The 6675-nt window shown below is 64.8% G+C and carries 6 protein-coding genes, 1 tRNA gene and 1 pseudogene; 2 read left to right on the top strand and 6 right to left on the bottom strand.

Features of this window, described 5'->3' with window-relative positions; genetic code table 11:
• Positions 1 to 309, bottom strand: a pseudogene (locus I5M_RS29440) (GMC family oxidoreductase N-terminal domain-containing protein); the annotation flags it as partial.
• 79 nt (positions 310 to 388) lie between these two features.
• Positions 389 to 1822, bottom strand: coding sequence for a coniferyl aldehyde dehydrogenase (locus I5M_RS09355; RefSeq protein ID WP_022721159.1), 1434 nt, complete (start codon positions 1820 to 1822; stop codon positions 389 to 391).
• A gap of 270 nt (positions 1823 to 2092) precedes the next feature.
• On the opposite strand from I5M_RS09355, the gene I5M_RS09350 reads away from it, so the two are divergent.
• Positions 2093 to 2169 (top strand) — tRNA-Met (locus I5M_RS09350).
• Positions 2170 to 2272: 103 nt separating this feature from the next.
• Here the strand turns inward: I5M_RS09350 and I5M_RS09345 are convergent.
• The 4 genes from I5M_RS09345 to I5M_RS09330 form a co-directional block, all read right to left on the bottom strand.
• Positions 2273 to 2890, bottom strand: coding sequence for a hypothetical protein (locus tag I5M_RS09345; protein ID WP_244431959.1), 618 nt, complete (start codon positions 2888 to 2890; stop codon positions 2273 to 2275).
• A gap of 67 nt (positions 2891 to 2957) precedes the next feature.
• The gene (locus I5M_RS09340; protein ID WP_022721157.1) at positions 2958 to 3788 is read right to left on the bottom strand and encodes a molybdenum storage protein subunit alpha; all 831 of its coding nucleotides are present in this window, start codon (positions 3786 to 3788) and stop codon (positions 2958 to 2960) included.
• Between the two features lie 11 nt (positions 3789 to 3799).
• Positions 3800 to 4612, bottom strand: coding sequence for a uridine monophosphate kinase (locus tag I5M_RS09335; protein WP_022721156.1), 813 nt, complete (start codon positions 4610 to 4612; stop codon positions 3800 to 3802).
• Positions 4613 to 4965: 353 nt separating this feature from the next.
• The gene (locus I5M_RS09330; RefSeq protein ID WP_031335950.1) at positions 4966 to 5604 is read right to left on the bottom strand and encodes a glutathione S-transferase family protein; all 639 of its coding nucleotides are present in this window, start codon (positions 5602 to 5604) and stop codon (positions 4966 to 4968) included.
• Positions 5605 to 5688: 84 nt separating this feature from the next.
• On the opposite strand from I5M_RS09330, the gene I5M_RS09325 reads away from it, so the two are divergent.
• Positions 5689 to 6675, top strand: coding sequence for a YafY family protein (locus I5M_RS09325; RefSeq protein ID WP_031335948.1), 987 nt, complete (start codon positions 5689 to 5691; stop codon positions 6673 to 6675).

Raw genomic sequence — 6675 nt, 5'->3', positions numbered from 1 at the left:
TCCCATTTGTGGCCGCGGATATACACCATCGCATTGATGGCGGAGGAGGCCGCGGAGCGCCTTGCCGCGCGGCTGATAACCGATGCGGCCGTTGAGGCCCGGCTGCGGCACGGTTTCGAAATGCCAGTTGTTCAACTTGCTCGGCACCATCAGCGACAGCGCGTAGGGGGTCTTCACCACCCAATTGTCGCCGGTGCCGCCGGCTTCCAGGATCGCGACCGAAGTCGCGGGGTCCTCTGACAGCCGCCCGGCGACGGCGCAGCCGCCCGAGCCGCCGCCGACCACAACGAAATCACAAATATCCGTCACTGTATCCCTCCCATTGATCTTGTTGTTTCTTGTTATCGTTGTGCGCACGCCCGGCATCGTTGGCCGGGCGTGTTTGGTCTTACGACATCAGCCGCATCATCTTGATCACGCGCGCGATCTTGCCGCCGTATGGCGGCTGCAGATCGGCGAAGCGGTTATACGGCGAACGATAGAACACCGGCTTCAACTTGGTGAACGTATTGAAGCCCCATTCGCCGTGATAAGCGCCGCTTCCGGAGGGGCCGACGCCGCCCATCGGCTGATTGGCCTGGGCGAAATGGACCAGACAGTCGTTGATCGTGACGCCGCCCGACACGGTGCGGGCCAGCACCTCGTCGCGTGCCGCATCGTCCTTGCCGAACCAATACAGCGCCAGGGGCCGGTCGCGGCCGTTGATGAAGGCGATCGCCTCGGCCGGCGTGCCATAGCCGAGGATCGGCAGCAGCGGCCCGAAGATTTCTTCCTGCATGATCTTCATGTCTGGCGTCGCGCCGAGCACGAGAGTCGGCGGGAATTTGCGCTTGCTCTTCCATGCCGCGTCGTCCGCTGCCGCCGGCTGCAGCAACTTGGCGCCATGGGCGGCGGCGTCCTCGACCAAGCTCTGCAATCGCGCATAGTGATGATCCGCGATGATCGAGGTGTAGTCCGGATTGGCCGGATCGCTACCGTACATCCGCTGCATCGCGCCGCTGATCTTGCCGGTCAGTTCGTCCAGGCTGTCGTGCGGCACCAGCACGTAGTCCGGCGCGATGCAGGTCTGGCCGGCGTTCATCAGCTTGGCATAGGCGATGCGCGGCGCGACTTCGTCGAGATCGGCGGAGCGGTCGATGATGGTCGGCGACTTGCCGCCGAGCTCGAGCGTCACCGGCGTCAGATTGCGGCCGGCGACGCTGGCGACGATGCGGCCGACGCGCGTCGAGCCGGTGAACATCAGATGGTCGAACGGCAGCGCCGCGAACGCCTCCGCGATGCCGTCTTCGATGCCGGTGACGACCATTTCGGTCGCGTCGAATTTCGCCGCTATGGTCTCGCGCAGCAGCGCGGCGAAGTTCGGCGACAATTCGCTCGGCTTGATCATCACGCGATTGCCGGCCGCGAGTGCGCCGATCGCCGGCGCCAGCGTCAATTGCAGCGGATAGTTCCACGGCGCGATGACGCCGACGACACCGAGCGGCTGCGGCAGCAGCCGGTTTTTGCCCGGCATGAACTGCAGCTGCGTCGCCACCTTGCGCGGCGCCATCCAGCGCTTGAGGTGTTTCGACGTATGCTTGATGTCGCCGAGCAGGCCGAGAGTCTCGGCGATCGTCGTTTCGATCGTGCAGCGATGGCCGAAATCGGCCGAGATCGCCTGCTCGAATCGCTTTTCGTTGTCCTTGAGCAGCGCGCGCAGCCGCGACAGCCGGTCGAGCCGCTGTTGCAGCGTCGGCGCCGGCTCGGCCCGTGACAGCTCGATCATGCGGTGAAAAGTGCCCTGCAGGGCAAGCCCCGCGGCGCTGGTCAGCGACTGGTCCATGGTGCGCTCCGCCTGATTCGGCCGATTGAAGGGGCCGATTGGTGCGAATTGTTGCAGCCGCGGAGGCTTCCGGCAACCACACTCGGTTCCACCGTCATAAATATTGAAAATATGGTCCCGGGGCCTTTCCAAAGCGCCCCGGCATTGCTACACACCCCTCGCGCCCGGGCACTCGCCCCGGCAGCCTTCTCAAGAACCCTTGGAAGGATCGATCGGCGCCTCCCGGCGTTGATGTCCGCATCGGTTTTTCGAGGCAGCGCAATGGTTTATCGCGGGGTGGAGCAGCCCGGTAGCTCGTCAGGCTCATAACCTGAAGGTCGTTGGTTCAAATCCAGCCCCCGCAACCAACCCTGCAGATTTACCGGCGCAGGGTCTGATAAACGCAGCATTCCAGCCGATCGCCCGTGGATCTCCGGTCCGCGGGCTTTTTGCTTTGCTCCTGTCTAGCGCTCAATCGACTGATAGAATCGCAATGTGCGCCGTGTCCGCGGTGACTCCGCTGATCTGCAGCAGCACTTCGCCGGCGCCAAGCTGGTAGCGCACCAGCTTGCGAACGCTGTCGCAATCCGTCGCGCCGCTGAAGCCGGTTGGCTTCAGCGTTCGGCCGTCCTGCACCACGTCGATCCAGCCGGCCGACGACAGCGCGATCGTATATGTGCCGGCTTTCGCGACCTGCTTGATACGCACGAAACCGGCGTAGCGGTCCGGCGCCGGCGCGCGCTCGGGCGGGGCGGGGAGTGCGGCATCAGTAGCGGGCCGCAGTTTCAGGGCGAGCGCGGTGGCAGGCAACGCCTGTAGCTCCGCGCCCGATGCAAGCGACGCCGGCTCGGCGGTCAGCAGCGCGCGTTCGCGGTCGATCGGCCATTCGAACGCGCCGCAGCCGCTCGGCTCGGCGGCCGATGCGGCGAAGGGACAAAGCACGGCTAGGATTAGAGCAATCGCGCCCCAACGGGCTCGTGCGATCGGCATGGCAAGGCTCCAACGTTCGGCGCGCAAGGCGGCCGAGTAGCAGTTCGTTGGAACCCCCGTTCCGGATGGCGGCGCGGGCTTACGGCCGCGCGCCGCCACAACACTATCAAACGCCTGCCGGTTTGGGAACGCGCGCGTCCGTCGGGCGCGTTCTGCTGCGTCGTTACTAAGTTGCCGTCGCCCCGGTCTTGATGATGGTGCCGACATGCTGGCCACGTAGCGCAGCGGTGAGCTTGCCGGGCTTGAGACCGTTGACGAGCTGCACCTTCTCGATGTGGCGGGCGTTGCCCATCACCTCGATCAGCGCGCGGTCGATCGGCAGCGTTCCGTCGTGCTTGGCAAGCTCCGCGGCGCTGGTGTCGTGCATCAGGATGGCGCTGTCGCCCGCAGGGGCGTTCGGGTCGACATCGTAGATGCCGTCGACGTCCTCGACGAAGGTGAGGCCGGCGGCGCCGAGCGCATCGGCGAGCAGGAAGGCGCCGACATCGGCGCGGTGCGGCGGCAGCCGCGCGCCGGGGAATTCGTGGTTGTGATAGGGCGGGAAGGCGCTGGCTACGACGGCGCGCGTCGCCGTGAGATGCAGCGCGAGCTGGTTCACCACCGTCGGCTTGTCGATATAGGAGACGCCGTCCGGCGCCAGCAGCGTTGCGAGGATGTGGCCGTTCTGGCCGGCCTCGCTGGCGGCGAGCGGGGCGAGCGAACCGACCGGCAGCCCGAGATCGAGCGCCACGCTGTAAAGATGCCGCGCGCGTATGCCCGCGCCGGTCAGGATCAACAGGCGATGCTCAGGGAGCAGCGCGCGCAGCTCGCTGACGATCGGCAGGATCGCTTCGGCGCCGCGGTCCATGATCGAGCGGCCGCCGATCTTGACGACCTGCAGCCACGGCAGGATGCGGATCGGCTTCTTGCCGGCGACCGGGCGGGTGAGATTGCTGTCGAGCAAAGTCTGGCGCGCGAGCGGCGAGGCGACGTGCTTGATGTGATTGGTGTCGGTCATGTCGTCGCTCTTCAGTTCGCGGTGATGATGGTGCCGACATGCTCGCCAGCGAGCGCGCGGGTCAGATTGCCGGGGACGAGGCCGTTGATCACCTGCACCTCGCGCACGTGGCGGGCCGACTTGATCAGATCGAGCACCGGGAATTCGAGGATCGAATCGTGCAGGCCCTTGGCCTTCATCTCGTCGACCGAGATCTTCGGAATGAAGGTGGCGTTCTTGTCGGTCTTGGGATTGCCGGTGTAGAGGCCGTTTTCGTCCTTCACATAGATCATCGCCTTGCAGCCGAACTGCTCGGCAACGAGGTAACAGCCCGCATCGGTGCGATACGGCGGGATGACGCCGTCGGCGGACGGCCGCATCCACAGCCCGTAGGGCGGCATGCCGCTGAACACCACGGCGTTCACTTCCTTCAGATACAACGGCACGGACGACAGGCCGGCGTCGCCGACCGACGAGATGCCGTATTTGGCGAGAAGCTGCCCGAGCATCTCGGCGTTCTGGCTGGCGACCGAAGCGCCGAGCTGCGACAGCACGCCGGCCGGCAAGTTCAGGCCAGCGGCGATCGAATAGAGGTGGCGCGCGCGGGTGCCGGCGCCGGTGCCGATCAGCAGCGTATGCTGCTTGCGCGCCGTGACGATCTCTTCGACCAGCGGATACACCGCGGCGCGACCGCGATCGATCATGCTCTGGCCGCCGACCTTGATCACCGTCGCGTCCGGAAGAATGCGATAGTCAGCTGCTGCTTCCGTCGCAGCGATCAGCTCGGGGTCACTCATCGAACGTTGCATCAGCAACGCCTCGAGCTGCGCAGTCGGTGTGGCCATGGCGGCAGTGTCCTTTCAATTGAAGGCGCAGTCATGCTGACGCGCCCTGAGGCGCGCGAGCTTGTCTGCGATGTTGGTTTCTGTTGGAGGCTAAAGCCTCGAGGTTGCGGCCGCGCCCTGGCGCTCGGTTACCGCATGGACGGGAACGTGAACTGCTTCCGGTTCCGCGTCAATGTCGGGAATGTTACATAGGTGAGCGAATTCAAGGCGTTGTATAGAGGTTTAAATAACGAGGCTGCAGGCTGGCCCGCGTTGGTGCGATACGAACTGCACTCTTGCCATTGCCGCCGCCAAACTTCGTTCGCGGCCGATGGCAAGGCCCGCTCGTGCGGACCTTGTCATGGTTTGCTTTGTCAGGCCTTCGCGGCGTGCGCCGCCGCCATCTCGGTGTCGGCAGCGCTGACGCGCTGGAAAACGGGGCGCGACATGATCCGCTCGGCGTAGCGAACGAAGACATCCTTCTTCGGCACCAGGCCGAAGGTCATCGTCCAGTTGAACGCCATTCCCCACAGCACGTCGGCGGCAGTAAAGCGATCGCCGAGCAGATACGGGCCATTGGCGAGTTGCGCTTCGAGCGCACCGAGCATCGTGTCGTAATCGGCATAAGGCGACATTGCGATCGGTGCGGCCTCACGCTGCATGAACCTGTCGACGACCGCGGGTTCGAACGACGAGCCGTAATAGGCGATCCAGCGCAGATAGGGGCCGCGCAGCGGATCGTTCAGCGCCGGTGTCAGCCCGGCCTGCGGGAAGAGGTCGGCGAGATAGATCGTGATCGCGACCTGTTCGGTGACCAGCGCGTCGCGGTAGCGAATTGCCGGCACCTTACCGAGCGGATTGATCGCGAGATAGGCGGGCTCGCGCTGTTCGCCGGACTTCATGTTGAGCACGTGAAGGTCATACGGCGCGCCGAGCTCCTCCAACAGCGCGCGCGCGCCGGTCGCACGGGTTTGCGGCGAATAGAACAGTGTCAGTCGGTTCGGATCAGTCATGGCGGTCTCTTTCAGCAAAGTTGCGATGGGACCGTCGTAACGCTCCATACCTGACATCTTCTGTCAGGTATGGTTCAATGAGCGATGCGCGCAAGCCGATTGTTGTCGATCCTCACCACTCTGCAGGCCAAAGGGCGGGTGACGGCCCCTGAACTTGCTGACGCTTGCGAGGTATCGGTGCGCACGATCTATCGTGACATCGACGCGCTCGCTGCCTCCGGTGTGCCGGTTTACGCCGACCGCGGCGCCGAGGGCGGCTATCGCCTGCTCGACGGCTATCGCGTGCGTTTGAATGGACTATCGCAGAGCGAGGCGGGCGCGCTGTTTCTGGCGGGGCTGCCAGGCCCTGCCGCGGCGCTCGGGCTCGATGCCGCGATGATCGCCGGACAGAACAAGCTGCTGGCGGCGCTGCCGGCGAATTTGCGCGACGATGCCGGCCGCATGCAGGAGCGCTTTTATCTCGACGCGCCGAGCTGGTTTGGAGAAGCGGAGGAGCCCAAACATCTGCGCGAGATTGCCGGCGCGGTTTTGCGCGGCACGTTGATCGAAATTCGCTACCAGTCGTGGCATGCGCAGAAGCAGCGCCGCGTCGCACCGCTCGGCCTCGTACTGAAAGGCGGCAGTTGGTATCTCGCCGGGCAGGTTGGTGGCAGCGTCCGAACATATCGGATCGCGCGCGTGCTCGACTGCACGTCGCTCGATATCGGCTTCGATCGTCCGGCTGACTTCGACCTCGCCGCCTATTGGCAAAAGGCGACACTGCGGATGGAAGCCGAGATGCATCCCAACGTGGCGATCGTCCGTCTGTCGCCGTTTGGTGTGAAGCTGCTCGACGCGCTGAGTTCGCCCTACGTCAGGACGCGCACGCAACTCGACGAGACCGCCGACGCCGACGGCTGGCGCATCGCGCGAATACCCACCGGAAAGACGTCATGGCATGCCGCCGCCGAATTGTTGCGCCTCGGACCCGAAGCGGAAGTCCTCGAACCTGCCGAACTTCGCGACAAGATGATCGATCTCACGCGGCAGATGTCGGCGCGTTATGAGGTGCCACGGCGACGTCGAAAATAG

It is taken from the genome of Rhodopseudomonas sp. B29 (assembly GCF_000333455.1).
In the GTDB taxonomy this organism is placed as follows: Bacteria; Pseudomonadota; Alphaproteobacteria; order Rhizobiales; family Xanthobacteraceae; genus Rhodopseudomonas.
Note: the sequence above shows the minus strand (reverse complement) of the source record. Positions and strands in the feature narration are given on the sequence as shown.

Bases quoted from the DNA above. Each gene is read 5' to 3' on its own strand.
- I5M_RS09355 (WP_022721159.1), bottom strand. From the start codon at position 1,822: ATGGACCAGTCGCTGACCAGCGCCGCGGGGCTTGCCCTGCAGGGCACT.
- I5M_RS09340 (WP_022721157.1), bottom strand. From the start codon at position 3,788: ATGACCGACACCAATCACATCAAGCACGTCGCCTCGCCGCTCGCGCGC.
- I5M_RS09335 (WP_022721156.1), bottom strand. From the start codon at position 4,612: ATGGCCACACCGACTGCGCAGCTCGAGGCGTTGCTGATGCAACGTTCG.
- I5M_RS09330 (WP_031335950.1), bottom strand. From the start codon at position 5,604: ATGACTGATCCGAACCGACTGACACTGTTCTATTCGCCGCAAACCCGT.
- I5M_RS09325 (WP_031335948.1), top strand. From the start codon at position 5,689: ATGCGCGCAAGCCGATTGTTGTCGATCCTCACCACTCTGCAGGCCAAA.